This is a genomic window from Marivita hallyeonensis, from assembly GCF_900129875.1.
Classification (GTDB): domain Bacteria; phylum Pseudomonadota; class Alphaproteobacteria; order Rhodobacterales; family Rhodobacteraceae; genus Marivita; species Marivita hallyeonensis.
Map to the genome: position 1 here is coordinate 480190 of NZ_FQXC01000003.1, position 26991 is coordinate 507180.

Consider the following 26991-nt stretch of genomic DNA (forward strand, 5'->3'; position numbering starts at 1 on the left):
CGTTACCCTTGGTTGCGGTCGCCGAGAAGTTTCCCGACGAGCTGCGCAGTGTAATCCACGATCGGCACGATCCGTCCGTAATTCAGACGTGTCGGGCCAATGACCCCAACCGCACCGATTATTTTTCGATCAGCGTTCATATATGGAGACACCACCAAAGAGGAACCCGAAAGTGAGAAAAGTTTGTTCTCGGACCCGATAAAAATGCGCACACCGTCACCTTGTTCAGTCAGTTCAAGGAATTCGGCGATATCGCGCTTGCGCTCGAGGTCATCGAACAGTTCTTTGATGCGGTCCAGTTCTTCGGCATGGGCGTCCTCTGCTAGCAGGTTCGACCGCCCTCGTACGATCAACCGCTCTGGCATGTCGCCTTCCGTGTCCCACGCGGCAAGCCCCTGATCGACAAGCGTTGCAGCAAGGCTATCCAGTTCCTGCCGTTTCCGCGCGATCTCTTCTTTCATTGTCCTGCGGAGTTCGGAAAGGGTTTTACCCTCAACAAGCGCGTTCAGGAAATTCGCCGCTTCCCGCATGGAGCTTGGCGTCTGCCCCGGCGGTGGCGTGAACAGGCGATTCTCGACATGTCCGTCGTCAAACACGAGAACGACCAGCGCTTGATCGCCGCCAATCGGGACAAACTCGATATGCTTGATCGCCGCTTCATGCTTGGGCGTCAGAACAAGCGAGGCCCCTTGAGTGACACCCGACAAGGCCGACCCGACGCGATCAAGGATTTGACCAACATCCTGGCTGTTGCTTGTGACGGTTGCGTCAATCTTTTCGCGATCTTCCTGATCGAGGTCGCGCACCTCCAGAAGACCATCGACAAACATCCTCAGACCAAGCTGCGTCGGAACGCGTCCGGCGCTGATGTGGGGGCTATCAAGCAATCCAAGAAATTCGAGGTCCTGCATGACATTCCGAATCGTCGCGGCAGAGACCTTTTCATCAAGCGTACGCGTCAGCGTGCGGGACCCGACGGGTTCGCCACTGAACAGATACCCCTCAACGACCTTGCGAAAAACCTCGCGCGACCGATCATTGAGTTCATCCAGAAGTTTCGACGCTTCGCTCAACTCATTTCCTCACAACGTTCAGAACCGGTCTTTTTGGCCACGACTATCGGCTTGCGAAACCGGAAAGCCTGCCTGTATCCGTACACGGCAATCAAAGGGAAGTACCATGCGACCGTCAGGACGGAAATTAAGCGAAATGCGCGCGGTTTCAATCGAAACCGGGATCAGCAAACACGCAGAGGGCTCATGCATGATCCGCATGGGTGACACTCATGTGCTCTGCACCGCCACCATCGAAGACCGCGTACCGCCCTTTATCAAGGGATCGGGGCTTGGCTGGGTGACCGCTGAATACGGGATGCTTCCGCGTTCCACGACAAGCCGCATGCGCCGCGAAAGTTCGGCAGGCAAACAACAGGGTCGCACGGTCGAGATTCAGAGACTAATCGGGCGCAGTTTGCGCGCCGGCGTCGATCGCGTCGCCCTTGGAGAGCGTCAGGTCACTGTCGATTGCGACGTGATCCAGGCAGACGGCGGCACCCGCTGTGCATCCATTACGGGTGGCTGGGTCGCCCTGCGCCTTGCCGTCAATCAGTTGATGAAAGCGGGTGACGTCATCAGCGATCCGCTCGTGTCGCCGGTTGCCGCGGTGAGTTGCGGAATTTACGCGGGTCAGGCCGTACTTGACCTCGACTACCCCGAGGATTCCGAGGCCGGTGTCGACGGCAACTTCATCATGCGCGGCGATGGTCAACTGATCGAAGTCCAGATGTCCGCAGAGGGCTCCACCTTCTCGCGCGATCAGATGACAGAGCTTTTGGGCCTCGCGGATGCCGGCGTGCAGGAACTCGTCTCGCTGCAACTGAAGGCAGCCGAATGACACGAAAGTTCGACGGTGATCGGCTCCTTGTTGCAACGCACAATCAGGGCAAACTGGAAGAGATCGCAGATCTTCTGAAAGACTACGGCGTCACGGTTGTCGGCGCGGCCGAGATGGATTTGCCTGAACCTGTCGAAGACGGAACCACGTTCGTGGAAAACGCCCGCATCAAGGCGCATGCGGCCGCAAAAGCGACGGGCCTGCCTGCGCTGTCCGATGACAGTGGTCTTGAGATCGATGCGCTTGGCGGCGCACCGGGCGTCTACACAGCGGATTGGGCGGAAACAGAGACGGGTCGCGACTTCGTCATGGCGATGGAAAAGGCCTATGCCGCCATTCTGAATTCAGGCGTCGAACCCCCTTGGACCGGACGCTTCTGCTGCACGCTTGTTCTCGCCTGGCCCGATGGCCATGACGAGGTCTTCCCTGGGACGATGGAGGGCCAGATTGTCTGGCCGATGCGCGGGGATCAGGGACACGGCTACGACCCGGTGTTTCAACCCGACGGCTATGACGTGACCTTCGGGGAAATGGACCGCTGGGAAAAGAACCGTATCAGCCACCGTGCGGATGCGTTCCGCAAATTCGTGGCGGGGTGCTTTGCCTGACCTCTGGCAGGAACGTGGCTTTGGCCTTTACGTGCATTGGCCCTTCTGTGCTGCAAAATGCCCGTATTGCGACTTCAACAGCCATGTTCGTTCTGCTGTGGATCAAGCGGCTTGGGCCGACGCGCTTGCTTTGGAGATCCGACGCAATGGGCAAAAGACCGGGCCTCGCGTCCTTTCATCGATCTTTTTTGGTGGCGGAACGCCAAGTCTCATGGAACCAGCAACGGTATCTGCCGTCCTTGATGCGGCGCGCGAGGTGTGGAGTTTTTCCAACGATATCGAAATCACTCTGGAAGCCAATCCGACATCGGTCGAAGCGCGCCGGTTCGAAGGTTACGCCCGTCTTGGCGTCAATCGCGTTTCACTCGGCGTGCAGGCGCTGGACGACGCGTCACTGCGCAAACTTGGTCGTCTGCACTCCGCAAAAGAAGCGCAGGCCGCATTTTCCGTCGCGCGGGAATACTTCGACCGTGTGAGTTTTGACCTGATCTACGCCCGACAGGATCAAACCCTCGACGACTGGCGCGCAGAATTGAGTCAGGCGCTGGACATGGCGGTCGATCACCTGTCGCTCTACCAACTCACCATCGAGGAAGGCACCGCGTTCTGGGATCGCGCCGCCCGCGGCATGCTCAGGGGATTGCCGAACGATGATCTCGGCGCTGACATGTATGATCTGACCCAAGAGCTTTGCCAAGCGGCGGGGCTTCCCGCGTACGAAGTGTCGAACCATGCGGGTCCCGGGGCCGAGTCGAAACACAATCTAATCTACTGGCGCGGTGGCGATTACGTAGGTGTCGGGCCCGGCGCGCATGGTCGCGTGACTGTGAATGGCATCCGAAAGGCCACCGAAAGCTGGAAACAACCGGAGGCGTGGCTGAAAGCCGTTTCTGACGGTACCGGCATTCGATCATCCAGCAGTTTGAATCAGCAAGATATAGCAGATGAACGCCTTATCATGGGGCTTCGTTTGTCCGAAGGTCTACATATTGATGACGTATCGGAAATTCTCGACGAACCGCGCCTTCATGCGTTGATTGAAGATGGGCTTGTTTGGAAATCTGACACTCATATCGGAGCGACCGAAAAAGGCCGTCCGCTTTTGAACCATCTGATTTCGCAGCTCGCGCGCGCCTGACCTAGCGCCCGGCGCTCAACACGGCGCAGAGAGAATCCAGGTCTTCCAGGGTCTCGTATGTGATCGTGACCGCTCCAGATTCCTTGCCGGCATGGTGATTGATCGACACGTTCATGCCCAAAGCTGCAGACAGATCGCCCTCTAAAGCCTTCGTATCCGCGTCCTTGCTTCCGCTCGAAGACGTGCCCTTGGCCTTCGCAGGTTTCTCGGCACGCGGGTTCTGAGCATCCTTGACCAGTTTTTCGGTTTCGCGCACAGACAGCCCGCGACGCACGATATCACCGGCAAGCAACACCGGGTCTGGGGCGGTCACCAGTGCACGCGCATGTCCGGCGGACAATTTACCATCCTGAACCGCCTTCTTCACAACATCCGGCAGCGTAAGAAGCCGCAAAAGGTTGGCGATGTGGCTCCGGCTTTTGCCCAGCGCCTGCGCAAGTTTTTCCTGCGTATGCCCAAATCGCGACATGAGCTGTTCGTAGCCAGCCGCTTCTTCAATCGCATTCAAATCAGCACGTTGAATGTTTTCGATAATCGCGATCTCAAGCACGTCCTCGTCGGAAAACTCCCGGACGACCACCGGCACGTCATGCACACCGGCCGCCTGCGCCGCGCGCCAACGGCGTTCTCCCGCGACGATCTCATAGGCGTCTGTTTCGCCCGCTTTCGGTCGAACGATCAGCGGCTGAATCACGCCCTTGCTTTTGATCGACGCCTTGAGCTCATCCAGCGCATCGGCATCAAAGTGACGCCGCGGCTGATCGGGGTTCGGAAACAACTGTTCAACGGGAAGCGTGCGACTTGGTCGTGCGGCTGCCTGCCCTGCCTCTGCATTGGGTTCGATGTCGGCCATCAAGGCCGACAGACCGCGCCCCAGTCCGCGTCGTTGTTCTTTTTTCTCGGCCATTCCTGTGTCCTATGCTGCTGTCATCGCGTCGCGTCTGCCCAAAAACTCGCGCGCCAAAGACCTGTACGCGAGCGCGCCTTTGGAATTCGTGTCGTAGGCCAGAACCGGCACCGCGTAAGACGGAGCCTCACTCACACGGACGTTCCGGGGAATCACCGTCTGGAACACCAGATCCCCAAGGTTTTCGCGCGCGTCCATCTCGACCTGTTGGGACAGATTATTTCGCGAGTCATACATCGTCAGGACCACCCCCTCGATCCGAAGGTTGGGGTTCGCGGTCTGACGCACCTCCCGGATGGTCAGCATTAACTGACTCAATCCTTCAAGCGCAAAGAATTCACTCTGCAGCGGCACCAGCACCGAATGCGCGGCGACCATGGCGTTTACGGTCAAGAGGTTTAGCGACGGCGGACAGTCGATCAGGATGTAATCGAACATGAATTGGTCGATATCCGTTTGCCGCAACGCGTCATGCAGCAGAAAACTGCGCTTTTCATTTGCGATCAGCTCAATATCCGCAGAACTCAGATCGGTGGTCGAAGGCACGATGCTTAAGTTCTTTTGCTCCGTCCGGCAAATGATGTCTGCTAGCGGGAAGTCGTCCAAAAGAAGATCGTAGGTCGTAGCCCGGCGGTCTTCCGGCATGATGCCAAGCCCCGTGGACGCATTTCCCTGCGGGTCAAGATCGACAAGCAGCACATTCTGCCCAATCTCTGCCAAAGCGGAGGCAAAATTGATCGCGGTCGTGGTCTTGCCAACGCCGCCTTTCTGGTTGGCGATTGCGATGATCTTTGGTCCGGACGGACGCGTCGGGTCATGCACGTGAAAGCTCTCCGATCTCCAAAATCACGGCCTCTGGGCTTGTCTCACTTGTATGTGTTTGGAGGCTGAATCGCCACTTCTTTTGTGCGGTTTTCACTTCGTCTACCCACTTTGCACCCTTTGGAAACAGCGCCGTTCCATCTTTGTGCAAATGCCGTTCGGCAAACGTACAAAGGTCGGTGAGAGGCGCCAAGGCGCGGGCGCTCAGCATGTCAGCCTTCAAGGGTGCAACGTCTTCTATGCGTTTAGCGATGACATTGAAGGGCACGGATGTTTCACGTGAAACACTCCGTAGAAACGCGCATTTCCTTTGATCGCTTTCGACCAGGGTCATCGAAAGATCCGGTCTTTCTTCCGCAAGAACAATAGCCACGACAGCACCTGGGAACCCACCACCGGACCCGAGATCAACCCATGTTTTCGCGCTTTCCTTGCAAAGACGGGCCAGCTGAATGGAATCCGCGAAATGACGCGACCTGGCATCCTTTAAGGACGCAGGGGACACAAGGTTGATTTTCTTGGACCATTTTTTAAGAAGCTCAAGATAGGTTGCGAGGCGCTCAGATGTTTCACGTGAAACATTCATCCAGCTTCTCGCAGGTTTTCGCTCTTGGATCGAAGGCGCGACAGGATGAGGAGCAAAGCTGAGGGCGTCATGCCATCAATCCGCGACGCCTGGGCAATATTCGAGGGTTGAGACGCCCTGAGCTTTTGCTTGAGCTCATTAGAAAGACCTTCGATCGCATCAAAATCGAACGCACCCGGAATAAGACGCGCTTCATCACGCTGCAAAGCTTCAATATCTTTTCGCTGTCGCTCTATGTAGTTTGCATACAAAGCGTCCTTCGATAACTGGTCGCGGGTTTTGTCGTCCACATCTGTTAGCGAGGGATCGATATGGGTGAGCACATCCCACGACACCGCCTCTATCGCCAATGCTTCAAAGCCCGTGCGGCAACTTCCGTCCTTGGCAACGGCAACTCCAGCGGAAATCAGATCTTTTGGAGTGACCGACAGCGCGTCCAAACGATCCCGCGCCTCATTGATCGTTGACATCTTCGCGTCGAACGCAAACTTCCGCTCTTCGGAAAGACAGCCCAAAGCTTCGGCCAATGGCGTCAAGCGCTGGTCCGCGTTGTCAGCGCGAAGTGACAGACGATATTCAGCGCGGGATGTAAACATACGATAGGGTTCCGCCACTCCGCGCGATGTCAGGTCGTCAATCATCACACCGATATAGCTGTCAGCCCGGCTGAAAAAGACAGGATCGAGTGATTTGGCACGACGAGCGGCATTCAATCCGGCCACAAGCCCTTGCGCCGCTGCTTCTTCGTACCCGGTCGTTCCATTGATCTGGCCAGCGAGGTACAGCCCATCGCAGGCTTTAAGCGACAGATCGAGGTTCAACGCCCGCGGATCAACGTAGTCGTATTCAATCGCGTATCCGGGTTGCAGGATCTCGGCGTTTTCCAAGCCTGCGATAGACCGGACATACTCGATCTGCACCTCTTCCGGCAGAGATGTCGAGATCCCGTTCGGGTACACCGTATGATCGTCCAGACCCTCTGGCTCAAGAAAGATTTGGTGCGAGGATTTGTCGGCGAACCGTACGATCTTGTCCTCGATCGATGGACAATATCGCGGCCCCACGCCTTCGATATGCCCACCATACATGGCTGACCGGTCCAGATTGTCGCGAATGATCTCGTGTGTGCGGTCATTTGTATGCGTGATGGCGCAGGACACCTGCCTCGCTGTCGGCGCGTCGGACAGGAAAGAGAACATCGTCGGGTCATCATCTCCTGGCTGAGCCTCTAGTTCATCCCATCTGATCGTGCGACCATCGAGGCGTGGTGGCGTTCCGGTTTTCAGCCGCCCAAGCGGCAGGTCAAACGCATCCAAACGCTTTGCTAGCTTCATGGAGGGTTTTTCACCCATCCGCCCACCGGCGATTTGTCTGTCCCCAATGTGGATGACGCCCCGCAAGAAGGTGCCCGTCGTAAGAACAACAGAATGCGCAGTGACGGTCTGATCCCCATCAATCACCACACCGCTTACATTATTGTCGTCGATGACCAGGTCGGTGACTTCGCCCACCAGGATCGACAGGTCCTTCCGTGACTTCGTTTCTGCAAGCATCTCACGCTGGTAGATCTTTCGATCCGCCTGTGCCCGCGGGCCTTGTACCGCCGGCCCCTTGCGACGGTTGAGCAAACGGAATTGGATACCGGCCTTATCCGCAACGCGACCCATGACCCCGTCAAACGCATCGATCTCGCGAACAAGGTGCCCTTTTCCCAACCCGCCGATAGCCGGGTTGCACGACATCACGCCGATGCCAGCTTCTGAGAGTGTGACAAGTGCTGTCTTGGCACCAAGCCGCGCGGCAGCATGCGCCGCTTCGCAGCCCGCATGACCACCACCGACAACGATGACATCGAAATCAAATTGTTTCACGTGAAACACTCCTCACTTTCCGATGCAGAAGCTGGAAAACACCTTATCTAGCACGTCTTCTACATCTACACGACCTACGAGTCGTTCAAGAGCAAACACAGCGGCACGAAGTTCCTCGGACGCAAGATCATAGAATTCCGGACCTTTGTCAGCAAAGGTCAAAGCTTCTGCCAGATGCGACCGCGCGCGTATCACGACGTCTTTCTGTCGGTCATGCGAGACCAAACCCGCCCCTGTCGCGCGGTCCTGCAAGACGCGCTTCACATTAGAAATCAGCTCGGGAATACCCTGACCCGTCTTGCCGGACACACCAGTTCCGTCGTCCGTCAGATCGGATTTGGCCTGAACAACCAGGTCACCATCTTGTTTTTGGACCTGAGACACCTCTCCAGACCCGGCCAGAAAAACCCGGAGGTCGGCTCGGCTGGCCCGGTCCACTGCCCGCTGAATTCCTTTCGCCTCGATCACGTCCTCGGTGTCGCGGAGACCGGCGGTATCCAGAAACGTGACCGGGAGACCGTCGAGGTCCATTCTGACTTCGATCACATCTCGTGTTGTCCCGGCAATTTCCGACGTAATCGCCGCTTCACGACCCGCCAAGGCATTGAGCAAGGTAGATTTTCCTGCATTAGGAGGCCCGACAATCGCCACTTCGAAGCCGGTCCGCACACGTTCAGCAATCGAAAACCCCGAAATCTCTCGATCAAGATCGTTGGATACCCGCCCGAGCAAGGCTGACACGTCCAACGACACGTCGACTGGCACCTCCTCATCCGCGAAGTCAATCGTGGCCTCAAGCAGGGACAAGGCGTGAATCAAATCCGTCCGCCATGTTTCGGCCGCGTCACGCAGGCGGCCGGAAAAGCCAGATAACGCCTGCTTCCGCTGCATTTCGGTTTCGGCATCAATCAAGTCCGACAGTGCTTCGACCTGTGTGAGATCAAGCCGTCCGTTGTCCAAGGCACGACGGGTGAACTCTCCTGGCTCCGCTGTTCGAAACCCATCCACGTCCGACAGACAGGTCAGAACTGCCTGAGCAATGGCAATGCTGCCATGTAAATGGAACTCGACAACCGGTTCCCCCGTAAAGCTTGCGCCCTCTGCAAAGGTCAGAACCAACGCTTCATCAAGGAAACCATGATCCTTGTGAACCAGACGCCGCAAGGCGGTGCGGCGCGGTGGCACAGGTTCGAAACCAAACAGTCGGCAGCTTTCAAAGGCCTGGGCCCCGGAAACCCGCACCACGGCAACGCCTGATTTGCCTGGAACAGTGGCCAGCGCGAAGATGGTGTCCATGGCCGGTCAATCGCGTCGGGCTTACGAGTTCATCGAATCGAAGAATTCCGAGTTCGTTTTAGTCTGCTTGAGTTTCGAAATCAGGAATTCGATGGCATCGGTGGTGCCCATCGGGTTGAGAATACGACGAAGCACGAAGGTCTTCTGCAAATCAATCTTGTCGACCAGCAGGTCTTCTTTCCGCGTGCCGGACTTCAGAATGTCCATCGCCGGGAAGACGCGCTTGTCCGCCACCTTGCGATCCAGAACGATTTCAGAGTTACCCGTACCTTTGAATTCCTCAAAGATCACCTCGTCCATGCGGCTGCCCGTATCGATCAGCGCTGTGGCGATGATGGTGAGAGAACCGCCCTCTTCGATGTTCCGCGCCGCACCAAAGAAACGCTTGGGTCGCTGAAGTGCGTTGGCGTCCACACCACCGGTGAGAACTTTGCCCGAGGACGGAACCACGGTGTTGAAAGCTCTACCAAGTCTTGTGATAGAGTCGAGAAGAATAACAACATCTCGTTTATGTTCGACAAGACGCTTTGCTTTCTCGATCACCATCTCGGACACGGCAACGTGGCGTGTTGCGGGTTCGTCAAATGTGGAGGACACGACCTCACCCTTCACGGAACGCTGCATGTCGGTGACTTCTTCCGGGCGTTCGTCGATGAGAAGAACGATCAGATAGCATTCAGGGTGATTGCGTTCGATGGAATGCGCGATGTTTTGCATCAACACCGTCTTACCGGTCCGGGGCGGCGCCGTGATCAGCGCACGCTGACCTTTTCCGATGGGCGCGACAAGGTCGATAATGCGGGCCGAGCGATCCTTGATCGTCGGGTCCTCGATTTCCATCTTGAGACGCTCGTCGGGATAAAGCGGTGTCAGGTTGTCGAAGGCGATCTTGTGACGGGCGCGTTCCGGCTCTTCGAAATTGATCTGGCTGCAATTCATCAGCGCGAAGTACCGCTCGTTGTCTTCCGGCGCCTTGATTTCTCCGTCGATGGTGTCGCCCGTGCGGAGCGAAAACTTGCGGATCATTTCAGGCGAGACATAGATGTCATCAGGACCCGGCAGGTAGTTTGCCTCTGGTGAGCGCAGAAAGCCAAACCCGTCCTGGAGAACCTCCAACACACCATCCCCGAAGATCTGCCATCCCTCATCCGCGCGTTCGCGCAGGATTTGGAACATGATCTCGCCCTTACGCATCGTAGACGCGTTTTCGATCTCGAGCTCTTCGGCCATCGCCAAAAGGTCTTTGGGGCTTTTTGCCTTCAAATCGGCAAGGTTCAGTTTTTCACTCATGGAAAATCCCGGACCGCACGGTTGGAGCGGTCTCATCTATGTGGTCTTTGGAAGGTCACATCCAGAACTGGAGTGTGCTGCTCTTAGCGGAGGGGCCGAACCCTGTCAAACATCCCTGTCTTTCTAAATAAAAGATAAAGAAAGAAAGGATTTTGATTTTTGTAGAAAGAAGGGCGTCCTGTGGATTTCGGAATTGTCCTCGACTTATTCAAGGGGCTGCGCATCAAAGAAGTGTCGTGGACAAACGGGAGGACAAATGTGGGTAATCGGCCGAGCACTCGAAAATCTAAGCGTTTCGGCATGGGACAACTCTGTGCACTCTTCAAAAGAGCTGGGGACAGATCGCACTGCTTTGGGGTTTTCCAAGTCATCCACTTATCCTTTCCACATGCTAAAAACCGGTGTGACTGAGTTGGGACAGAAAGGATAACCCATCCTTCCCTTGCGGCTGCTCGTGGTTTTCCGCAAATCGTTCAGGGCAATGCCCCGGTTTGTCCAAGGAGTTTTCCACATGAATCTTGATCTTGTCCTCGCTTCCGGGTCCGAAATCCGCGCGGACCTGCTTCGTAACGCGGGGCTGCGATTCGATGTGGCGGTCGCGCGAATCGATGAAGACGCTGTGCGCCAGGCCCTGGAAGCAGAAGACGCCCCGCCCCGGGATATCGCCGATACATTGGCCGAGATGAAAGCACGGAAAGTGTCTGACAAAATGCCAGGTGCGCTTGTCCTTGGCTGCGATCAGGTTCTGGCCTTGGGTAAAACCATCTTTGCCAAGCCGCGTGACAAAGACGAAGCGCGCGTTCAGCTGCAACATCTTCGCAATCAGTCCCACACGTTGCTGTCTGCCGCGGTTCTTTATGAGAACGGCGAACCGAAATGGCGGCACGTGGGTGTTGTGCGTCTGAGAATGCGGGACTTCTCGGACGCCTATCTTGAAGCCTACCTCGACCGGAACTGGGACAGCGTGCAGAACTCAGTTGGGGCTTACAAACTTGAAGAAGAAGGCGCGCGGCTGTTTACGCAGGTGCAAGGCGACTATTTCACCGTGCTTGGACTTCCGTTACTGGAACTCCTGAACCACCTGACCCTGACCGGACGGATCGACGGATGAGTGATACGAGAATTCCACTGGCGGGTGTGATCGGGCATCCGATTGCACATTCGAAAAGCCCTCATCTGCACGGCTACTGGATTCGCAAATATGGCTTGAAGGGGCATTACATCCCCATCGACATCGCGCCCGAAAAGATTGCCGATCTCTTGCCGCGTTTGGCAGACCTCGGCTTCGTGGGCGCGAACGTGACCATCCCTTATAAGGAAAAGGTGATGGAGCTTGCCGATCTAATCACCGATCGGGCGACGCTAATCGGGGCGGCGAATACGCTGATCTTTCGCAAGGATGGCCGGATCCATGCCGACAACACGGATGGCTATGGTTTCATTGAAAATATCCGCCAGACGATCCCGGATTGGAACCCGAAAACCGGACCGGCCGTGGTCTTTGGGGCTGGCGGCGCGGCGCGGGCGGTCATCGCTTCTTTGCTTGATGTAGGTGTGCCGAAGATCCTGCTGACCAATCGCACCCGCATTCGAGCCGAGAAGCTGCGCGAGGATTTCGGTCACCGCATTCAGGTCGTGGAATGGGTGCAGGCCGGGAATGTGTTGGAAGAAGCCGATCTCGTGGTTAATACCACATCTTTGGGCATGGTCGGAAAACCAGAGATGCGCGTGCCACTGGACGGGCTCAGGCGCGGTGCGATTGTGAACGATCTGGTCTATACGCCGCTGCGGACGCGATTGCTGACAGAGGCGGAAAAGAACGGTTGCCGCGTTGTCGATGGCGTCGGGATGTTGCTGCATCAGGCGGTGCCCGGATTCGAACGCTGGTTCGGGAAACGGCCTGTCGTTGACGAAAACGCCCGCGCGGCGGTTCTCAGGTGACATTCAAGTTGGGTTTGACCGGGTCGATTGGCATGGGCAAATCGACCACTGCGCAGATGTTTGCGGAAGCGGGATGCGCGGTCTGGGATGCAGACGCGGCGGTGCATCGATTGTATGCTAAGGGCGGTGTAGCAGTCGCTGCGATTGAAGCGCAGTTTCCTGACGCGGTCACGGACGGCGCCGTGGATCGTACGGCGTTGCGTGCGCTGATTTCAGAAGATCCGACGGTACTGAAAGCATTGGAGCAGATCGTTCATCCTTTAGTGCGGGAAGATCGCGAGACGTTTGCCGCCAATCAGGACTCAGAAATCGTTGTTTTCGACATTCCGCTGCTTTTCGAGACCGGCGCCGAGAAAGAGATGGACGCGGTTGCATGTGTCACTGTCTCACCGGAACTTCAGGAAAAACGCGTTCTGCAGCGCGGTACGATGACGAAAGACCAGTTCCTGGCGATCAGGGCGAAGCAGATGCCGAACGATGAAAAATGTGCTCGCTCTGATTTTGTGATCACAACTGAGACACTTGAAGATGCGCGCCGTCAGGTCCACGATGTGATCGAGCAGATACGGGGCAAGCTTAGCGATGCGTGAGATCGTTCTCGACACGGAAACCACCGGATTCGAACCGGAACAAGGCGATCGTATCGTCGAAATCGGTGCGGTGGAATTGTTCAACCACGTTCCGACTGGGAAGACATACCATCAATATATCAACCCCGAACGCGCGATGCCCCAGGAGGCGTTCGAGGTCCACGGCCTTGGCGATGATTTCCTGCGGGATAAGCCGCTTTTTGCTGACATTGCGCAGGCTTTCGTGGATTTCGTCGGCGATGCAAAGCTTGTGATTCACAACGCTGCCTTCGATATGAAATTTATCAACGCAGAACTTGGCTGGTTGAAGCGTCCGGCGATTCCTTTTGACCGGGCGATTGACACGTTGGCGATTGCGCGGCGCAGGTTTCCGGGGTCACCGGCATCGCTTGATGCGCTTTGCCGGCGGTTCGGGATCGATAACTCTGCGCGGACGCTGCATGGCGCCTTGCTCGACTCCGAGATTCTTGCCGAGGTCTATCTTGAATTGATCGGTGGCAAGCAGCCGGACTTCGGGCTGAACGTCGCACAGGGCAAATCTGACGGTGACGACAAAGCCGCGGATTGGCGTCCTCAGCCGCGACAGGCACCTTTGCCCTCTCGGATTTCTGAAACGGAAAAGGCGGCTCACGCCGCCTTTGTCGATCGCCTTGGTGATGAAGCGCTGTGGAAGCGTCTTTGACGCTTAAGCGTTCGCTGTCTCGGACTGCTTCGCCTGCGCGCGGCGTGCGAGCTCGGTGCGGTAAAGCTGAAGGAAATCAATAGTCTCGAGGTTCAGCGGCGGGAACCCACCGTCGCGCGTGACGTCGCTTACAATGCGGCGCACAAACGGGAAGAGCATCCGCGGGCATTCGATCAGCAGGAACGGATGCAATTGCTCATCCGGCACGTTTTCGACGTGGAAGACGCCAGCATATTCCAGCTCAATCACGAAAAGTGTGTCGCCGCTTTCGCGGGCTTTCGATGTGACCTGAATCTTCAGGATCACCTCGTACTGGTTTTCGACCGTCCGCTTTTTCGCATCGAGGTTCACCTGAACCTGCACGTCGGGTTGAACGTCGCCCTGCACGCCTTTTTGCGCGAGGATGTTCTCGAATGACATGTCACGCACAAACTGCGCGAGCACGTTCATCTTTACCGGTGTCGGTTGTGCGGCGGCGCCGTTGGCGTTGGCGTCTGGTGCGGTTTCTGGCGTATCTGCCATCTTTTCTCTCCCTGGGATCGCGGGTTCATTCAAATCCCGCGCTGCATAACAGCCGCTGCGCAGAGCCTCAATGCTTGGTCCACCCCGATCCTTGATGTGTCGGCTTTTTGGTTTCCGTCACGTCCCGGAAGTCGCCGTCAATCACCGTATCGCGCGGTTGCGGACGGGGTTGGGGATCGCGCCGAAACGGATCGGGCTCTGGACCCATCTCGAACCGCTGCACCTTGATCCGCTTTTTCAGATATGAAATCAGCGTCAGTCGCACAGGCGGTGTCAAAAGGGCAAAGCCGACGGCGTCAGTGAAGAACCCGGGCGTGAGCAGCAATGCACCCGCGATCAAAATCATTGCGCCATGAGCCAGCGGCTCGGACGGATCTTCCAGGCGCGAGAATGATCCACGCAGGTTGTTGATCGCCATCACCCCCTGCGATCGCACAAGAAAGGTGCCCAGAATCGCTGTAAGAACGACGATTCCCAGCGTTGGCCACAAGCCAATCCACCCTCCGACCTGAATGAACAAACCGATCTCGATCAAAGGGACGAGCAAAAAAGCCACAAACAGCCACATTTCGGAAGACTCCTTTCGACGGGCGTGCGGTGGACTATGCATCACCCAACACCTACATAAGGATGCAACGAAGACGTTTCCACTTTGGTCTGGGCGAGGTCCTGATGAATTCTCCGCTGATACAGCTTTTGGTGCTTGCCGGCATCGCCGTGTTTCTGATCCTGCGCTTGAAAAGCGTTCTGGGCACGCGGGAAGGTTTTGAAAAGCCGCCCCTGCCCCGTCAGGACTCGGGGTCGTCGTCGCGCCGTGACTTCGAAGTGATCGATGGCGGACCGGATCGCGACATCGTGGATCACGTCGATGAACACAGCGATGCGGCGGATGCCCTTGCCCGGATGAAGCGCGCCGAGCCTTCCTTTGGCGTGGCCGACTTTCTTGGCGGTGCGCGCGGTGCCTACGAGATGATCCTTATGGGGTTCGAGCGTGGCGATCTTGCCGAGATCAAACCGTTCCTGAGCGATGACGTTTACGAAACATTCGCCGAAGTCGTCGAAGCCCGTCAGGAACAAGGTCTCACCATCGAGGCAGAGTTCATCGGCGTGCGTGAGTTGTCGCTGGTCGATGCGACCTACGACGAAGACACCAACATGGCGGAAATTTCGGTCAAGTATATCGGTGAGCTGACGTCCGTTGTCCGTGATAGCGCTGGCGAGATTGTCGAGGGATCGCCGACGCAGGTCAAACGTCAGAAAGACGTCTGGACCTTCGCGCGTCGCATGGGTGTGGACGACCCGAACTGGCAGCTTGTCGCCACGGGCGAATGATCCGACGGCTGGGCGCGGCGATACTCCTGAGTTTCATGAGTACAGGACCAGCCGTGCCTACCGAGATCGAAACGCATTATTCCATTCTGGGCTTCGAAGACCTTGAGGGTTGGGCTGACGATGACCACGCCGCAGCCCTTTCGGTATTCAAAAACACATGCGCCGATCTGGATGAACCGGATTGGTCATCGCTATGCGCGGTTGCCTTCGATGCCAGCGATGCGCGGCAGTTCTTTGAGCTTTTCTTTCGTCCGCTTCTGATCACCGATGGTCAGGACCCCCTCTTCACCGGGTATTTCGAACCGGAATTGGACGGCTCACCCGTGCGCACCGATAGGTTTCGTCATCCGGTGTACCGAATTCCCCCCGAGGCGTTGGAAGCGCGGCCTTGGCTGACCCGGCGCGAGATATTGACCAGCGATGTCATGCAGGGTCGCGGGCTTGAGATTGCCTGGGTGGATGACCCGGTCGAGCTGTTCTTCCTGCAGGTGCAGGGGTCTGGCCGCATTCGTTACCCTGACGGGCGAGTCATCCGCGTTGGATATGGCGGCGCGAATGGCCATAACTACAGATCGATCGGGCAAGAACTTGTCCGGCGCGGCGTGTATCAGGCGCATCAGGTCTCGGCGCAGGTGATCCGAAACTGGGTCCGTCGAAACCCGGTCGAAGGCCAAGAGCTTCTGTTTCACAACAAGTCTTACGTGTTTTTCCGTGAGGTGAGCCAAGTCCCTTCAAATCAGGGACCGTTGGGCGCGATGAACCGATCCATCACTCCGATGCGGACGATTGCGGTGGACCCGGCATTCATCCCATTGGGCGCTCCGGTGTGGATCGAAAAGGCGGGGAAAGACCCGCTGAACCGCCTGATGATCGCGCAGGATACCGGCTCTGCCATCAAAGGTGCGCAACGGGCGGATATCTTTGTCGGAACGGGTGACGAGGCGGGTGGAATCGCGGGCCGCATCAAGGACCCCGGTCGCATGGTTGTGCTGATGCCGATCCAGCGCGCCTACGCCTATCTGCCCGAGGATCTGCAATGAGCCGACGGAAACTTAGAGCGGACGAGCGCGAGCTTTGGCAGAAAGTGGCGCATTCAACGAAGCCGCTTCCCGAGGCTCTGCATCGCGAGAAGGCCGTCAAGACCGCGCCGACACTGCGACAGAAACCGGAGCCGCAACCGATGGATTTGCTAAAAGCCTTCGGTGTTGGTGCGAAATCGGCTTTGCCACATGGGCAGATCACGACGCCCCAACCGACCACCCGCTCTACGCAAAACATGGACAAAAAGACCTTCGGCAAGATGCGCCGTGGAAAGCTTGTGCCCGAAGCCCGGATTGATTTGCACGGTATGACGCTTGACCAGGCCCATCCTGCACTGACGCGGTTTATTTTTACGTCGCATAGTCGCGGGTTTCGTCTGGTTCTTGTGATTACGGGCAAGGGCCGCAGCGAAGACCCGTATGATCCGATGCCGCGCCAAAGAGGGGTCCTGAAGCGACAAGTACCGATGTGGTTGAAGATGGCCCCGCTTGCGTCTGTCGTTCTCGAAGTCACCGAAGCGCATCTGCGCCACGGGGGTGGTGGCGCGTATTACGTTTACTTGCGCAGAACATCCCGCACGTGATCGGCGACCAACCCCGGTGCTTCTTCGTGTAGCAAATGCCCGTAACCTTCGTACGATGTCACAGTCGCATGTGGCATCCGCGCGGCCACGTCTTTCACGGATTTCGGTGAAACCGCCTTGTCCTTTTCGCCCACAAGGAAAACGCAGGGCACTTCGATCCTTGGAAGGTCGGCCATGAGCCCATCGAGCTTCCATTGCGCCATCATCATCAGCGTGCCGTCGACGTGATCCTTGTTTCGGAACAGTCTGGCGTAAAGATCGAGCCCTTCGGCCGAGATGTTCGATCCCGTGGTCGACATCAGAGAGATGACCTGTTCCGGCCCGGACATGCGCCGCTTGATCATGTTCGTCATCAAAGGACTCATCGCGACGACTCGGGCAGCCATAGGGAACAGAACACCCGCTATTCCCTTAAAGGGGGTTAAGGCCGGGTTAACCCCAATGAGCGGTGTGTTAGAGCCTGTTTCCTGCAAAAGGCGGAGCGCCAAAGCCGCCCCGGCGGAATGTGCGAGAACGGCTTTCAGTTGCCAGCCCTGATCATCGATGAGGCTCTGAAGATCCTGTGCCATGAGCGGTAAGGAAGATCGATGACGAGACCCGAGTTTCGTGAAACCGTGACCCGGAAGGTCAATCGCGATGACGTGGTGATCCTTGGCAAGATCCGTCATCACATCGCGCCAGGAATGGGTCGATCCGCTTGCGCCATGCAAAAGCAGAACCGTCTCGCCCTCTCCCATTTCCTGAACATGCCAGACGTGCGGGCGCACCGATACAAAGCGGGAATGCTCTGCATGTGGCCACGCGGTCAGTGTTTGCGCCACACCCATTGCATCATTCACCGAGAGCCGAATGAATGGCGCGGCTCAGTCCCATCGCGTCGGCGCGCGGCAGAGGGATGTATTTGGCCGCCATGACCCCGCATAGCTGTTGCAGATCCCGGTGCGGTCTTATCGATGTGTCGATCATCGCGCTGGGCAGGCTCATATTTCTGATGTGACGGGCCATGGTGTGGGCATCTTCCTGCGCCGCCTGGCGTCCGGTTTTGCCGGGCAGCGGGACATTGGCGCGACCATCGGTCAGGACGGCAAGCGAAGGGGAAAGTCCTTGCGCCCGGACACGTTGCGCCAATTCTCCGGCGGCCTTCAGACCCGAGGCCAACGGTGTTCCACCTCCCCCGGGCAGTCCCGCCAGACGGCGTTTGGTCTGAACGAGGGATCGTGTCGGTGGCAGGATCAGGTCGGCGCCTTCGCCGCGAAACGCAATAAGCGCGACGTGATCGCGTCGGGCATAGGCGTCGGCAAGCATCAGTTCGACCGCGCCCTTTGCTTCTGCCAGTCGCGCAACGGCGGACGACCCGGAGGCATCTACAGCAAAGATCACCAGACGGTCAGAGACTTCCTGATACCTGCGGACATGAACGTCGGAAGCGTGAATCAGTACACCTTGCCTGTCAGGAAACTGTGCGCGGCGAATGGTTTGCCACGGCACTGCGGCCCGTAAGGTCGCGACAATGTCTATGCGATTGCCGCCATCCAGCCGTCCGGGACGAGACGGCAAAGGACGACCCCGGCGATTGCCGCGCTTCTTGTCCCCTGCGCCGCTTGATCCGGACGCGGTCTTCGTGCGTCCCGATCCTTCGAGCGCTGCAAGTACGTCAAACGGCAGAATGGCTTTGACAGCTTGGATCAAAAGTTCGTCCGGGATGGTCAGTTCCGACTCATCCTGTTTCGGCGACTGCGCGTCCGGAGTGTCGTCCGGTTTCGTCTCAGTGTCCTGATCCTCAGGCGGGTCTTCATCAACCGGCATCTGAGTTGCGCGATGCGCGTAGACCAGTTGCACCGCGATCTGTAGATCTTCATCGGTGACCGTTTTCCGGTTATTCAGAGCCGCATTCGCCCGCGCAGCGGCCAAAGCCAGAAGCGGTGCGCGCAGCGATAGAATCCCAAACCGCGCCGCTGTGATGGCGAGGGCATCCACCGTGCCTTCCGGAATTTTGACATCGTTCAGGATTGCACGAGCCTGGGTCAGGCTCTCGGGCGGAATGACCATGCTGGCCAATTCGACGTATCGCAGCCCCTCAAGGTCGACCCGGAAGGCAAGGCGTTCCGTGATCGCACGCGGGGCAACCTCATCCTCTTCGGCGCCTTCATCCAGCAGCAACAGGCAGTGTCCGGTTTTTGCGTCCAATGTCTGCGACAGACGGGCGGCCAGACCCGCTTCGCACCGTTCCGCCATCGTCAAGATGATCGGCTTCGGGGTCGCAAGAAGTCCCTTCGCAATGACGATGCGCCCCTGTGTGAGCGTCTCGCCAACATCGACACCGCCAAAGAGTTGCAAATCACTGATCGACGGGGAAATGCGCCGCGCTTGGGGGAACAGCGTTTTGAACGGGGCGGTGAAGGACTCGCGCACCGGTCCGGCGCGTGACCTCAGGTGAAGACCGCCAAGCCCGGCTGGGTCCACTGCCAACAGGGTCAGCGCCAATTGGCCCTGCACCTGAACGGCAGAAGGGTCTTCGATCATGCAAAGACTTCCTCGACCGTGCGCATGACACGTGTCGAAGAACCCGCGTCGTCGAGCGGATCGCGGCGCATGCGATGGCTAAGCGCCATCGGAGCGACGGACCGTAGATGTTCGCGCGTCACCACGTTGCTACCTTCATAGGCGGCAAGCGCACGCGCGGCTCGCAGAAGCGTAAGCTCGCCGCGCAACCCATCAGACCCGATCGCAACGCACAGCCCGGCGCAATCTCGCAGCGTGTCGTCGGGCGCGTCGGTCTGGGCAAGCTGCGCACGGGCGGCAAGAATGCGGTCACGCACGATTTGATCTTCGCCGGACCACTTTTTGACGAACATGTCAGGATCGGTGTCGAACGCGGCGCGGCGGCGGATCACCTCGATCCTCTCCTCGATGTCGTCCGGAGACCGCACTTCGACAGACAGCCCAAACCGATCAAGCAGTTGCGGGCGCAATTCGCCTTCTTCCGGGTTGCCGGAACCGACAAGCACGAACCGCGCGTCGTGTCGGACGGACAAACCTTCACGTTCGATCACGTTCTCCCCCGATTGCGCCACGTCGAGGAGGAGGTCGACAAGGTGATCCTCGAGCAGGTTCACTTCGTCGATGTAAAGATATCCGCGGTTGGCGCGGGCCAGCAGACCGGGTTCAAACGCTTTTTCCCCACGGCTCAGCGCGCGCTCAATGTCGAGCGCGCCGACCAGCCGGTCTTCGGTTGTCCCGAGTGGAAGGTCAACGACCGGTGTCGGCGCCTCGATAACCTCGCCTGACAAGGGGTCGGCCCAATCGGGCTGGTCCTCGGGCCTTTCAGCATTGGTGCTGCTGCCCTTTAACTTGCGGATCGGTGGCAACAAAGCGGCGAGGGCGCGGACGGCGGTCGATTTGCCGGTGCCGCGATCCCCGAACACAAGGACACCGCCGATGCCCGGATCGACCGCGGTTAGGATCATGGCCAGCTTCATCTGCTCTTGGCCGACTATGGCGGAGAACGGGAAAGGATGTTTCATGCTGCGATGTCCTTCAGAATGCGGGGGCATTGGCCTTCCCATCTGCCGGTTTCACCGGCGACGCGAAAACGTGCGTAAAGCTCTTCACGGAACCATTTCCCGTCGCGCACTGCGCGGATGGCCTTGGCGTGGGGTCCGTCTTTGCGGGCGAAATTGGCCATCGTATCGGCATCAGGCCAAATCGAAAAAGTGATCTGCTGAAGAAGCGGAACCTCACCAATGCCGATCTTGAACATGACGTTTGGATCGTCACCTATGACCCCGCTGATATCCGGAACGCGCTTCCAGAATTGTGCTGCCACTTTGGGCTTCACTGTCGCGCGGGTGAGTGCCGCAATCGGACCGGTCGGAGGTGGAGATTCTTCCACGAACGGGGTGTGTCCTGACCACGCGCCGCGTGACGAATAGGGAGTCAGAAAAACGGTCCACGCTTCGCTGGCATGTTTCCCGTATCTTGCGAACAGCGGTTCGGACCCGATGGCCTCTCGCGCACGATCCTCACTGCGCCAAACACCAAGGATTGCGTAGACGGCCGTGTTCGGAATGGGCGTGAAGCCTTCGCCTGTGCCAGAGCCGCAGAGTTTCCAGAATTGCAGGCCGGCGATTCGAGGAAGCGACAGGCGTGCCGCACCCATCATGGTCAACGCCCACACGCGCGAAAGCGGTGTGTCAAAGCGATAAAAGCTCAGGCTGACGGTCTGCATGTGGGTTCCCATAGTGTCAACTTAGTCTGACACATTTCGTAGAAACAGGGAAGATATTTAATTTACTGGAAGCTGCGACAGCGATAAGATTGTAAATCTAAGTTGACAGTATATCATGGTCGCAATGATGACAAAGCTAGACACCGCCCTCGCGGCGCATTCCGACAAACTTTCTGCCGCGCACGCGATTGTCATCGGTGCTGGCCTCGGCGGGTTGGCATCTGCCATGCGCCTGGGCGCTCTGGGCTACCGGGTGACCGTGATCGACAAGCTGGATGTCCCCGGCGGGCGTGGGTCCTGCATCTGGAAAAACGGACACCGTTTCGACCTGGGCCCAACCATCGTCACCGTGCCGCAGGTTTTCAAAGAGTTATGGGCCGCCTGCGGGCGGGATTTCCATCAGGAGGTCGACCTTCGACCGCTGGACCCGTTCTACGAGATTCGATGGCCGGACGGATCGCACTTTACGGCGCGCCAGGACACCGATGCGATGCGCGCAGAGGTTGCGCGTCTGTCACCGAATGACGTCGCCGGGTACGACAAATTTCTGGATGACAGTGAGGAGCGCTACTGGTTCGGGTTCGAGGATCTGGGCCGCCGGTCCATGCATCGGTTGATGGATCTGATTCGCGTGCTTCCCCGCTTTGCGATGCTGCGCGCCGACCGGTCGGTCTACGCCCACGCGGCGAAACGCGTAAAAGATGAGCGTTTGCGCATGGCGCTGTCCTTTCACCCGCTCTTTATCGGTGGCGATCCCTTCAACGTCACGTCGATGTACATCCTCGTCTCTCACCTCGAGAAGGAATTCGGGGTGCACTATGCGATGGGCGGCGTCGCGGCGATTGCCGAAAACATGGCGAGCATCATCCAGGATCAGGGCGGCACGCTTCGGATGGAAACCGAGGTGGATGAAATCCTCGTCAAGAACAACCGCGCGCGGGGCGTCAGGCTGACAAACGGTGACGTTCTGATGGCCGATATCGTGGTGTCGAACGCGGATGCCGGGTTCACCTATGACCACTTGCTGCGGAATCAGAAAAGAAAACGGTGGACGGCCGGCAAACTGAAGAGCCGCCGTTGGTCGATGGGCCTTTATGTCTGGTACTTCGGGACGAAAGGTACGCGCGACATGTGGAGCGATGTGGGGCACCACACGATCCTGAACGGACCGCGGTACAAAGGTCTGGTGCGCGACATCTTCATGAAGGGCAAGGTTGCGAAGGACTTTTCGCTCTATGTTCACCGCCCTACCGTGACAGACCCGACCGCAGCACCCGAGGGCGATGACACTTTCTATGTGCTGAGCCCGGTTCCTCATTTGGGTCACGCGGATTCAGTGGATTGGTCCGAGATGGAGCGCGAATACCGCGTCCGCTTGACCAAAGCGCTTGAGGAAGAACTCCTGCCCGGCTTCTCAAGCCGTGTCACAGCGTCCGAGGTCTTCACCCCCGAGACATTCAAGAACCGCTACCTGTCGCCTTACGGTTCCGGATTCTCGATCGAGCCTCGCATTCTCCAAAGCGCGTGGTTCCGCCCTCATAATGTGAGTGAAGAGATGCGTGGCCTGTACCTGACCGGGGCGGGGACACATCCCGGCGCGGGGCTTCCCGGTGTGATCTCATCGGCGGAAGTTCTGGCGCAGCTCGTGCCCGATCCGGCCATGGTGCGCGGATGAGCGGCTATCAGTCGGATATGGAGGCGTGCCGTGAAGCGATCCGGCACGGCTCCCTGTCGTTCCATGCCGCTTCCCGGCTGTTGCCGTCTTCGGTCCGCGATCCCGCGCTTGCGCTCTATGCCTTCTGCCGTCTGGCGGACGACGCCGTTGATCTTCAGCAGGAAAAGGGCGCTGCAGTTCTGCGCTTGCAAGACCGGTTAGAGCGTATTTACGCGGGGAAGCCCGATGATGCGCCCGCGGACCGTGCCTTTGCGCGTGTGGTCGATGAGTTCGAGATGCCGCGCGCGCTGCCGGACGCTTTGCTTGAGGGTTTGGCATGGGATGCGGTCGGGCGGACCTATGACGACCTGTCCGGCCTTTTCGATTACTCCGCCCGGGTTGCCTCTGCGGTGGGCGTGATGATGTGTGTCCTGATGCGCGTCCGCGACCCCGATGCGCTTGCCCGTGCCTGCGATCTTGGCGTCGCGATGCAGCTGACCAATATCGCCCGCGACGTTGGCGAAGATGCGCTTGAAGGCCGGGTGTACCTGCCGCTTGACTGGCTGAAAGAGGCGGGGCTGACCAAAGATCAGTTCCTGGCAAATCCCAAACCCACCAAGGCGATCCGGCAAATGACGCGCCGCCTCGTGATGGAAGCCAACAGGCTTTACATGCGGTCCGAAGCAGGCGTCGCCGCGCTTCCGATGACGTCCCGCACCGGTATTTACGCCGCCCGCTTCATCTATGCCGGGATTGGCGGTCAGGTGCAGAAGGCCGGGTACGATTCCATCTCGACGCGGGCCCATACATCCAAACCGCAAAAGCTGGCCTGGGTGGCCGTATCGGCGATGAAAGCCGCTGGCACAGTTGTCATGCCGAAATCCGCCGTTCTCTTTGCACGCTGCCTTCCCGAGACGCAGTTTTTGGTTCAGGCGGCAGGCCGCGCAACCGAACGCAGAACCCGGTCCGACACTGTGTTCGAAGCGCTGGCACAGGTTGCCTTGCATGAGCGCGCCCGGCGCGATGCCTTGATAGACGCCCACCGTCGGCCTACCTGACCATCATGTTTTGGCTCTTGTTCGGAATTTTCCTACTTGCCTGCTTCGCGGCAGGTGCAACCGGAGGGTTGTTCCCTCCCGGTCCGTGGTACCGCAATCTGAACAAACCCTCTTGGACGCCCCCGGACTGGGTGTTTCCCGTGACCTGGACGACGCTGTATCTGTGTATGTCCGCCGCAGGCGCGCGGGTCGCACTCAGCCCGGACAATGCTGTGGCGATGGCCCTGTGGTCTTTGCAGATCGCACTGAACGGGCTTTGGACACCGGTGTTTTTCGGGTTGAAGCGCATCAAATTGGGGATGTTCGTTCTAGTTGCGCTGTGGCTATCCGTGGCGGCAACGCTTCTTGCACTTATGCAGGTCGATTTGATCGCGGGTCTGCTGTTTGTTCCCTACCTCATCTGGGTCAGCATCGCCGGCGCGTTGAACGCAAGCGTTTGGCGCTTGAACAAGGAAGAGGCGAATTCCCCGAGACCTGCGTCGACCTAATCGAAACGCCAGTTCTTGCGGCGGGGGACCCGCACGGCAAGCATGGGTTTCAACAGAGGTGACCGGAAACGCCTGAGATCGAGCGCCTCGTGAACGCCAACTGTTAATTCTCCGTTCAAACGGGTTTCGACCATCGCGCGCGAATAAAAGGGTGCATCCAGCATGCTCATCACTTGCTTGGGCTTGCATCCCAGATCCCCGCGCGTTTCCCGCCGCACGGCCCAGAGGGAGCGCTTGAACTCGAGCTGCGGCGGCAAAGGAATCTCGCTCGCCGCTCCGCCTTCCGTGAAATGAAACCCCGATCCCAATTCTGTCCCGTCAAGCCGGGTGGCATCGTAGAAACAGGTGCTTCCCCCCGCGGCCGGATACCGGCCCCAGGTCCAGTAGGAAAAGTCTTCTTCCAACGCGCGAGTGCCGAAATTGGCGTCAAAGTAGCCGTGCCCGTTCCATTGCCATCCCGGCGCATCAAGATCGACCGAGATGTCCGAGACCGGACCAAATGGTCGCCAGACGTGTGCGCCGTCTTCGGTCAGTGGCAGTTCCACTTGCGTGATCGCGCTGGGCGTGACCGTGATCGTGCCGCGCACACGACTGATCAAGGGCGGCGAAGATACCTCGTTGACGTCGATGATCAGCTTCCCGTTGGCCCATCGCATGGAGGACGGACCGACCGTAAAGGCGTTCGCGGTCTGACGAAGCGCAGATGTGCCCCTGTCCGTCATGGTGAAGCGACCGCCGGGACCATAGGTGGCGACATTGATGCACACATGGTCTTCGGGGTTCTTGCGGCCCGACCAGCGGTACCAGGGCGAAAAGACCGACCCTATGAACCCGATGACCGAGACAGCGCGTTTGCCGTCGTCCGAGATGCCATCGACATACCACCAGGCGTAGCCGTTTTCTGGGACCTTGAGGTTGAAGTTCGGTCCGTCACTATCGCCGCGGCCGCGTGCCTCCCGGAGAGCGCCGCCATCGGGACGCCCGCCCCCGGATGCGTCCCGCCGCCCGCCAGATAGAGCCCTTTGATCTTTGTCCGTGCGGTCGGGCGCTCCAGCGCGGCTGTCATTCCGTGCGGGGTCTGCCCGTAAAGCGAACCGGCGCTGCCGGGGAAGAGAGCGTCGAAGCTCTTCGCCATCGTCAGCGCGGCCGGTCCCGGCTCCGGTGAGAAGGTCAGCCCAAAGCGGCGAAGCGCCGGAAAAGTCCGTGTGTGACATATCTCAAAGTCCTCGGGGTGTGCCGCGCGTTCGGTTAGCGGCGGGGTGTTCATGATGATCTCGAAGCGCTCTTCCGCGCCGGGTGGAAAGGCGCCAAGCCCGCGATCCTCGGCGCAAAGGTAAAGCGTCGGTTCGGTGGGGATATCGCCCTTTGCGATCTCCTCGAATTCGTTCTTCGTCGGATCGCAGAAAAACAGGTTGTGATGGACGAGCGGCACGTCAGAGGGAACGGCCTTGAAGCTCCAGACATTCGCCGAATGACTTCTGGCGCGTTTGGTGGTGATTTGCGCCTCTGTCTTGGTGGTCTCTCCCAACAGCCCAAGAGCAAGCGCGCGGGGATCACCATTGAAGACAACCCTGTCTGCACTCAATCGCTCACCGGTCTCCAGCACAACGCCTGTCACACCATTTGTGCCGACATCGATAGACGCCACATGCGCGCCAGTTCGGATCGTACCGCCCTTGGTTTCGATGAGCTTCGCCAAGGCGCAGGCGAGGGCATGCATCCCGCCTTTGACGCACCAGACACCCTGTGCCTCGGCTTCCCAGATCAGGGAAAGCAGAGCGGGGGACCTGTCCGGCGAACCGCCGACATATGTTGCGTACCGACCGAAGAGCTGCCGCAGCCGGGGGTCTGTGAAGCTCGACGTCAGTAGTTGCTTCAGCGTCTTGGTTGGGGCCATGTCCCGGATCAGGTGTGGGTGGCGCATAACATGCGAGGCCAGCCTGCCGATGCGAGGCTCTGCCTCCCGCATCATCGGGTCGCGAAATCCCTCGAACAGGCGTTTCGCACGGTTTGAGAAGGCGATGAATTCGGCCTTTGCCGATGCCCCCACAAATCGCCCAATGGCGTCAGCGCTGCGATCCTGATCGGGAAAAAGGTCAAGCGGTCCGTCATCAGGCCACCAATGGCGCGCGAGGATGTCTTGCGGGACAAGCGACACGTGATCGGTCAGGGCCTCACCCGCATCTGCGAACATGTCTTCGAAAACGTCCAGCATGGTGAGTACCGTCGGACCCGCATCGACGCCATCGACCTGGCGCATCTTTCCACCAACGGTCGCGTGGCGTTCCAGAATGGTGACATCGAACCCGCGGTGGACAAGCGGCAGGGCCGTGGCAAGACCACCGATACCTGACCCGATGACGATCACGCGGTCAGAGCTATGACGCGGGTTTTTCATCATCGAATTGTTGACTCACATTTGCCAAGTGTCCAGTATGATTTACACTAGTGTGTCAGATAA

The 26991-nt window shown here is 58.4% G+C and carries 28 protein-coding genes; 13 read left to right on the plus strand and 15 right to left on the minus strand.

What is annotated here, in order from left to right:
• Window positions 1–2 precede the first annotated feature (2 nt).
• Window positions 3–1073: a heat-inducible transcriptional repressor HrcA gene (hrcA, locus tag BUA42_RS11715; RefSeq protein WP_072778028.1), complete on the minus strand. Its 1071-nt coding sequence runs from the start codon at window positions 1071–1073 to the stop codon at window positions 3–5.
• 106 nt (window positions 1074–1179) lie between these two features.
• On the opposite strand from hrcA, the gene rph reads away from it, so the two are divergent.
• The 3 genes from rph to hemW are packed head-to-tail and all read left to right on the plus strand — an operon-like array spanning window position 1180 to window position 3639.
• Window positions 1180–1893: a ribonuclease PH gene (rph, locus tag BUA42_RS11720; protein ID WP_072778030.1), complete on the plus strand. Its 714-nt coding sequence runs from the start codon at window positions 1180–1182 to the stop codon at window positions 1891–1893.
• The gene (rdgB, locus tag BUA42_RS11725; RefSeq protein ID WP_072778032.1) at window positions 1890–2501 is read left to right on the plus strand and encodes an RdgB/HAM1 family non-canonical purine NTP pyrophosphatase; all 612 of its coding nucleotides are present in this window, start codon (window positions 1890–1892) and stop codon (window positions 2499–2501) included. The genes rph and rdgB overlap by 4 nt, the downstream gene beginning before the upstream one ends.
• Window positions 2464–3639, plus strand: coding sequence for a radical SAM family heme chaperone HemW (gene hemW, locus BUA42_RS11730; protein ID WP_072778034.1), 1176 nt, complete (start codon window positions 2464–2466; stop codon window positions 3637–3639). The genes rdgB and hemW overlap by 38 nt, the downstream gene beginning before the upstream one ends.
• Window position 3640: 1 nt before the next feature.
• On the opposite strand, the gene BUA42_RS11735 is transcribed toward hemW, so the two are convergent.
• From BUA42_RS11735 to rho, 6 genes are read right to left on the minus strand one after another with little or no spacing between them, the layout of a single operon-like run.
• A complete protein-coding gene (locus BUA42_RS11735; protein ID WP_072778036.1) occupies window positions 3641–4546 on the minus strand; it encodes a ParB/RepB/Spo0J family partition protein in 906 nt (301 codons plus the stop codon).
• Window positions 4547–4555: 9 nt separating this feature from the next.
• Window positions 4556–5368, minus strand: a complete 813-nt coding sequence (locus BUA42_RS11740) for a ParA family protein (protein ID WP_072778037.1) — start codon at window positions 5366–5368, stop codon at window positions 4556–4558.
• Window positions 5361–5954 carry a 16S rRNA (guanine(527)-N(7))-methyltransferase RsmG gene (gene rsmG / locus BUA42_RS11745; RefSeq protein WP_072778039.1) on the minus strand — a complete coding sequence of 198 codons (594 nt, stop codon included), beginning with the start codon at window positions 5952–5954 and terminating at the stop codon, window positions 5361–5363. The genes BUA42_RS11740 and rsmG overlap by 8 nt, the downstream gene beginning before the upstream one ends.
• On the minus strand, window positions 5951–7825 hold the full coding sequence (mnmG, locus tag BUA42_RS11750; protein ID WP_072778435.1) for a tRNA uridine-5-carboxymethylaminomethyl(34) synthesis enzyme MnmG: 1875 nt from the start codon (window positions 7823–7825) through the stop codon (window positions 5951–5953). Before mnmG ends, rsmG begins: the two co-directional genes overlap by 4 nt.
• 12 nt (window positions 7826–7837) lie before the next feature.
• Entirely contained in the window at window positions 7838–9121 is a 1284-nt protein-coding gene (gene mnmE, locus BUA42_RS11755) for a tRNA uridine-5-carboxymethylaminomethyl(34) synthesis GTPase MnmE (protein ID WP_072778040.1), read from the minus strand.
• Window positions 9122–9142: 21 nt separating this feature from the next.
• On the minus strand, window positions 9143–10411 hold the full coding sequence (gene rho, locus BUA42_RS11760) for a transcription termination factor Rho (protein ID WP_072778437.1): 1269 nt from the start codon (window positions 10409–10411) through the stop codon (window positions 9143–9145).
• A gap of 511 nt (window positions 10412–10922) precedes the next feature.
• Between rho and BUA42_RS11765 the strand changes: the two genes are divergently transcribed.
• From BUA42_RS11765 to dnaQ, 4 genes are read left to right on the plus strand one after another with little or no spacing between them, the layout of a single operon-like run.
• Complete coding sequence (locus tag BUA42_RS11765; protein ID WP_072778042.1) at window positions 10923–11522, plus strand: Maf family protein; 600 nt, start codon at window positions 10923–10925, stop codon at window positions 11520–11522.
• A complete protein-coding gene (locus BUA42_RS11770) occupies window positions 11519–12352 on the plus strand; it encodes a shikimate dehydrogenase (protein ID WP_072778044.1) in 834 nt (277 codons plus the stop codon). Before BUA42_RS11765 ends, BUA42_RS11770 begins: the two co-directional genes overlap by 4 nt.
• Window positions 12349–12942 (plus strand): dephospho-CoA kinase, encoded by a 594-nt coding sequence (coaE, locus tag BUA42_RS11775; RefSeq protein ID WP_072778046.1) that lies wholly within the window; start codon window positions 12349–12351, stop codon window positions 12940–12942. The genes BUA42_RS11770 and coaE overlap by 4 nt, the downstream gene beginning before the upstream one ends.
• A complete protein-coding gene (gene dnaQ, locus BUA42_RS11780) occupies window positions 12935–13624 on the plus strand; it encodes a DNA polymerase III subunit epsilon (RefSeq protein WP_072778048.1) in 690 nt (229 codons plus the stop codon). The genes coaE and dnaQ overlap by 8 nt, the downstream gene beginning before the upstream one ends.
• 3 nt (window positions 13625–13627) lie before the next feature.
• Here the strand turns inward: dnaQ and secB are convergent, their stop codons facing one another.
• Window positions 13628–14146, minus strand: coding sequence for a protein-export chaperone SecB (gene secB, locus BUA42_RS11785; RefSeq protein ID WP_072778050.1), 519 nt, complete (start codon window positions 14144–14146; stop codon window positions 13628–13630).
• A 67-nt stretch (window positions 14147–14213) separates the two neighbouring features.
• Window positions 14214–14714, minus strand: a complete 501-nt coding sequence (locus BUA42_RS11790) for an FxsA family protein (RefSeq protein ID WP_072778052.1) — start codon at window positions 14712–14714, stop codon at window positions 14214–14216.
• A 104-nt stretch (window positions 14715–14818) separates the two neighbouring features.
• On the opposite strand from BUA42_RS11790, the gene BUA42_RS11795 reads away from it, so the two are divergent.
• Genes BUA42_RS11795 through BUA42_RS11805 form a run of 3 tightly spaced genes read left to right on the plus strand, consistent with a single transcriptional unit; the run spans window position 14819 to window position 17102 of the window.
• A complete protein-coding gene (locus tag BUA42_RS11795; protein WP_072778438.1) occupies window positions 14819–15478 on the plus strand; it encodes a Tim44/TimA family putative adaptor protein in 660 nt (219 codons plus the stop codon).
• Complete coding sequence (gene mltA / locus BUA42_RS11800) at window positions 15475–16518, plus strand: murein transglycosylase A (protein ID WP_084066203.1); 1044 nt, start codon at window positions 15475–15477, stop codon at window positions 16516–16518. Before BUA42_RS11795 ends, mltA begins: the two co-directional genes overlap by 4 nt.
• Window positions 16515–17102 (plus strand): Smr/MutS family protein, encoded by a 588-nt coding sequence (locus BUA42_RS11805; protein WP_072778054.1) that lies wholly within the window; start codon window positions 16515–16517, stop codon window positions 17100–17102. The genes mltA and BUA42_RS11805 overlap by 4 nt, the downstream gene beginning before the upstream one ends.
• Here the strand turns inward: BUA42_RS11805 and bchO are convergent.
• From bchO to crtA, 4 genes are read right to left on the minus strand one after another with little or no spacing between them, the layout of a single operon-like run.
• Window positions 17075–17941, minus strand: a complete 867-nt coding sequence (gene bchO, locus BUA42_RS11810) for an alpha/beta fold hydrolase BchO (protein WP_245819001.1) — start codon at window positions 17939–17941, stop codon at window positions 17075–17077. The genes BUA42_RS11805 and bchO overlap by 28 nt on opposite strands.
• Complete coding sequence (locus tag BUA42_RS11815; protein WP_072778058.1) at window positions 17934–19625, minus strand: magnesium chelatase subunit D; 1692 nt, start codon at window positions 19623–19625, stop codon at window positions 17934–17936. Before BUA42_RS11815 ends, bchO begins: the two co-directional genes overlap by 8 nt.
• Window positions 19622–20626 (minus strand): magnesium chelatase ATPase subunit I, encoded by a 1005-nt coding sequence (bchI, locus tag BUA42_RS11820; protein ID WP_072778060.1) that lies wholly within the window; start codon window positions 20624–20626, stop codon window positions 19622–19624. Before bchI ends, BUA42_RS11815 begins: the two co-directional genes overlap by 4 nt.
• A complete protein-coding gene (gene crtA, locus BUA42_RS11825; protein ID WP_143152681.1) occupies window positions 20623–21342 on the minus strand; it encodes a spheroidene monooxygenase in 720 nt (239 codons plus the stop codon). The genes bchI and crtA overlap by 4 nt, the downstream gene beginning before the upstream one ends.
• Window positions 21343–21454: 112 nt before the next feature.
• Here crtA and BUA42_RS11830 point away from each other — a divergent pair, with 112 nt between their 5' ends.
• The 3 genes from BUA42_RS11830 to tspO are packed head-to-tail and all read left to right on the plus strand — an operon-like array spanning window position 21455 to window position 24530.
• Complete coding sequence (locus BUA42_RS11830) at window positions 21455–23005, plus strand: phytoene desaturase (protein WP_072778443.1); 1551 nt, start codon at window positions 21455–21457, stop codon at window positions 23003–23005.
• The gene (gene crtB, locus BUA42_RS11835) at window positions 23002–24042 is read left to right on the plus strand and encodes a 15-cis-phytoene synthase (RefSeq protein WP_072778062.1); all 1041 of its coding nucleotides are present in this window, start codon (window positions 23002–23004) and stop codon (window positions 24040–24042) included. The genes BUA42_RS11830 and crtB overlap by 4 nt, the downstream gene beginning before the upstream one ends.
• Window positions 24043–24047: 5 nt before the next feature.
• Window positions 24048–24530, plus strand: coding sequence for a tryptophan-rich sensory protein TspO (gene tspO / locus BUA42_RS11840; protein ID WP_072778064.1), 483 nt, complete (start codon window positions 24048–24050; stop codon window positions 24528–24530).
• On the opposite strand, the gene crtC is transcribed toward tspO, so the two are convergent.
• Window positions 24527–25399 (minus strand): carotenoid 1,2-hydratase, encoded by an 873-nt coding sequence (gene crtC, locus BUA42_RS11845; protein WP_072778445.1) that lies wholly within the window; start codon window positions 25397–25399, stop codon window positions 24527–24529. The genes tspO and crtC overlap by 4 nt on opposite strands.
• The gene (gene crtD, locus BUA42_RS11850; RefSeq protein ID WP_084066219.1) at window positions 25354–26928 is read right to left on the minus strand and encodes a 1-hydroxycarotenoid 3,4-desaturase CrtD; all 1575 of its coding nucleotides are present in this window, start codon (window positions 26926–26928) and stop codon (window positions 25354–25356) included. The genes crtC and crtD overlap by 46 nt, the downstream gene beginning before the upstream one ends.
• Window positions 26929–26991 lie beyond the last annotated feature (63 nt).

Excerpts from the sequence above, each read along its gene's own strand:
- rph (WP_072778030.1), top strand. The coding sequence starts at position 1,180 with ATGCGACCGTCAGGACGGAAATTAAGCGAAATGCGCGCGGTTTCAATC.
- rdgB (WP_072778032.1), top strand. The coding sequence starts at position 1,890 with ATGACACGAAAGTTCGACGGTGATCGGCTCCTTGTTGCAACGCACAAT.
- hemW (WP_072778034.1), top strand. The coding sequence starts at position 2,464 with ATGCGTTCCGCAAATTCGTGGCGGGGTGCTTTGCCTGACCTCTGGCAG.
- BUA42_RS11735 (WP_072778036.1), bottom strand. The coding sequence starts at position 4,546 with ATGGCCGAGAAAAAAGAACAACGACGCGGACTGGGGCGCGGTCTGTCG.
- rsmG (WP_072778039.1), bottom strand. The coding sequence starts at position 5,954 with ATGAATGTTTCACGTGAAACATCTGAGCGCCTCGCAACCTATCTTGAG.
- mnmE (WP_072778040.1), bottom strand. The coding sequence starts at position 9,121 with ATGGACACCATCTTCGCGCTGGCCACTGTTCCAGGCAAATCAGGCGTT.
- rho (WP_072778437.1), bottom strand. The coding sequence starts at position 10,411 with ATGAGTGAAAAACTGAACCTTGCCGATTTGAAGGCAAAAAGCCCCAAA.
- BUA42_RS11765 (WP_072778042.1), top strand. The coding sequence starts at position 10,923 with ATGAATCTTGATCTTGTCCTCGCTTCCGGGTCCGAAATCCGCGCGGAC.
- BUA42_RS11770 (WP_072778044.1), top strand. The coding sequence starts at position 11,519 with ATGAGTGATACGAGAATTCCACTGGCGGGTGTGATCGGGCATCCGATT.
- dnaQ (WP_072778048.1), top strand. The coding sequence starts at position 12,935 with ATGCGTGAGATCGTTCTCGACACGGAAACCACCGGATTCGAACCGGAA.
- secB (WP_072778050.1), bottom strand. The coding sequence starts at position 14,146 with ATGGCAGATACGCCAGAAACCGCACCAGACGCCAACGCCAACGGCGCC.
- BUA42_RS11790 (WP_072778052.1), bottom strand. The coding sequence starts at position 14,714 with ATGTGGCTGTTTGTGGCTTTTTTGCTCGTCCCTTTGATCGAGATCGGT.
- BUA42_RS11795 (WP_072778438.1), top strand. The coding sequence starts at position 14,819 with ATGAATTCTCCGCTGATACAGCTTTTGGTGCTTGCCGGCATCGCCGTG.
- mltA (WP_084066203.1), top strand. The coding sequence starts at position 15,475 with ATGATCCGACGGCTGGGCGCGGCGATACTCCTGAGTTTCATGAGTACA.
- BUA42_RS11805 (WP_072778054.1), top strand. The coding sequence starts at position 16,515 with ATGAGCCGACGGAAACTTAGAGCGGACGAGCGCGAGCTTTGGCAGAAA.
- BUA42_RS11815 (WP_072778058.1), bottom strand. The coding sequence starts at position 19,625 with ATGATCGAAGACCCTTCTGCCGTTCAGGTGCAGGGCCAATTGGCGCTG.
- bchI (WP_072778060.1), bottom strand. The coding sequence starts at position 20,626 with ATGAAACATCCTTTCCCGTTCTCCGCCATAGTCGGCCAAGAGCAGATG.
- crtA (WP_143152681.1), bottom strand. The coding sequence starts at position 21,342 with ATGGGAACCCACATGCAGACCGTCAGCCTGAGCTTTTATCGCTTTGAC.
- BUA42_RS11830 (WP_072778443.1), top strand. The coding sequence starts at position 21,455 with ATGATGACAAAGCTAGACACCGCCCTCGCGGCGCATTCCGACAAACTT.
- crtB (WP_072778062.1), top strand. The coding sequence starts at position 23,002 with ATGAGCGGCTATCAGTCGGATATGGAGGCGTGCCGTGAAGCGATCCGG.
- tspO (WP_072778064.1), top strand. The coding sequence starts at position 24,048 with ATGTTTTGGCTCTTGTTCGGAATTTTCCTACTTGCCTGCTTCGCGGCA.
- crtD (WP_084066219.1), bottom strand. The coding sequence starts at position 26,928 with ATGAAAAACCCGCGTCATAGCTCTGACCGCGTGATCGTCATCGGGTCA.